Below are 1,469 nucleotides of genomic sequence, written 5' to 3' on the forward strand. Positions count from 1 at the left end.
CCCGCCGTGGCCCACGACCCCGTGCCCGCGCGGGGATAGGGGGCCCGCCCGGCGCCCCTCGCCACTCCCCCGCCCGGCGCGCGAGACGCTCTGGGAGACTGTCCCCATGAGGGTCACCGCGAAATCGGACTACGCGCTGCGGGCGCTCGTCGAACTCGCGAACGCGCAGCGGGATCACGGTGGCGACGGCCCCCGCGAGAACCCGATCAGCGCCGAGGAACTGGGGCGGCTGCAGGACATCCCGCACGGGTTCCTCCAGTCCATCCTGTCGGACCTGCGGCGGGCCGGCATCGTGGCCAGTAGGCGGGGCAAAACCGGCGGCTGGACGCTCGCCCAGGACGCGGGGGCGGTCACCGTCGCGGACGTCCTGCGCGCGGTCGACGGCCCCCTCGTCAGCGTCTACGACGTACGCCCCGAGGCGGTCGACTACAACGAGCGCGCGGCTGTCCTCCAGCACGTGTGGATCGCCTCGAGGGCCTCCCTGCGGCGGGTCATGGACGCGGTGTCGCTCTCGGATCTGGCCGAGGGCCGGCTGCCCCCCGACGTCCACGCGCTCACCCTCGACGACGACGCCTGGGAGCCCCGCTGACGGACGGGGCCCGGATCCGCTGACTCACCGGTGGCTCCCACCGCGGTCAGATGTTAATGTCTACTGAACAGCTCGGTTTAATGCCTTAATGGCCGGAGGGTCTCTCCCTCCGCCCGACAGGCGGCCACCGGGAGTGACAGTGTCATCGACCGACGTCGGAGGATCCCCCCGTGCCCACCCTGATCGTCCTCGGCTTCGCCGGACTCCTGGCCCAGCTGGTCGACGGCTCGCTCGGCATGGGATACGGCGTCACCTCGACGACCATCCTCGTGGCAGCCGGGATCGCCCCCGCCGCCGCGTCCGCCGCCGTGCACTTCGCCCAGATCGGCACCACGCTCGCCACGGGGATCTCCCACCACAAGTTCGGGAACGTGGACTGGCGCATCGTCGCGATCCTCGCCGGACCGGGTGCGGTGGGTGCCTTCATCGGCGCGACCGCGCTGACCCGGCTGTCCAGCGCGGCGGCCAAGCCCATCGTCGCCTCGCTCCTGCTCGTGCTCGGCTTCTACGTCCTCTATCGCTTCCTGCGACTCGGCGGCAGGCGACCCCAGTTCTCCGGCCAGATCTCGGCGCGCTTCCTCGTCCCACTCGGCTTCGCCGGCGGAACCCTCGACGCGTTCGGTGGCGGCGGATGGGGCCCGGTGGGAACGACCACCCTGCTCTCGTCGGGTCGGGTCGAGCCCCGCAAGGTGGTCGGCTCCATCAGCGCCTCGGAGTTCGTGGTGGCGGTGAGCGCCTCGATCGGCTTCCTCTTCGGCCTCGGCGCCGCCGGCATCAACTGGGCGTTCGCGGCCGCGCTGCTGGTCGGCGGCGTGATCGCCGCGCCGTTCGCCGCCTGGATGGTGCGCCACCTGTCGCCGCGGGTCCTGGGCACTGCCGC

The 1,469-nt window shown here is 72.4% G+C and carries 2 protein-coding genes; both read left to right on the plus strand.

Translation table 11 applies throughout. The features are described from left to right. Window positions 1-106: 106 nt before the first annotated feature. Window positions 107-589: an Rrf2 family transcriptional regulator gene (locus G6021_RS10900; protein ID WP_179523228.1), complete on the plus strand. Its 483-nt coding sequence runs from the start codon at window positions 107-109 to the stop codon at window positions 587-589. 170 nt (window positions 590-759) lie between these two features. Next, window positions 760-1,469: TSUP family transporter (locus tag G6021_RS10905; protein WP_182641274.1), on the plus strand; the 710-nt coding region annotated here is incomplete at its 3' end.

Source organism: Dietzia sp. CW19 (genome assembly GCF_014145265.1).
Taxonomy (GTDB): Bacteria; Actinomycetota; Actinomycetes; order Mycobacteriales; family Mycobacteriaceae; genus Dietzia; species Dietzia natronolimnaea.

Coding starts and splice junctions, on each gene's coding strand:
- G6021_RS10900 (WP_179523228.1), top strand. CDS start 107: ATGAGGGTCACCGCGAAATCGGACTACGCGCTGCGGGCGCTCGTCGAA.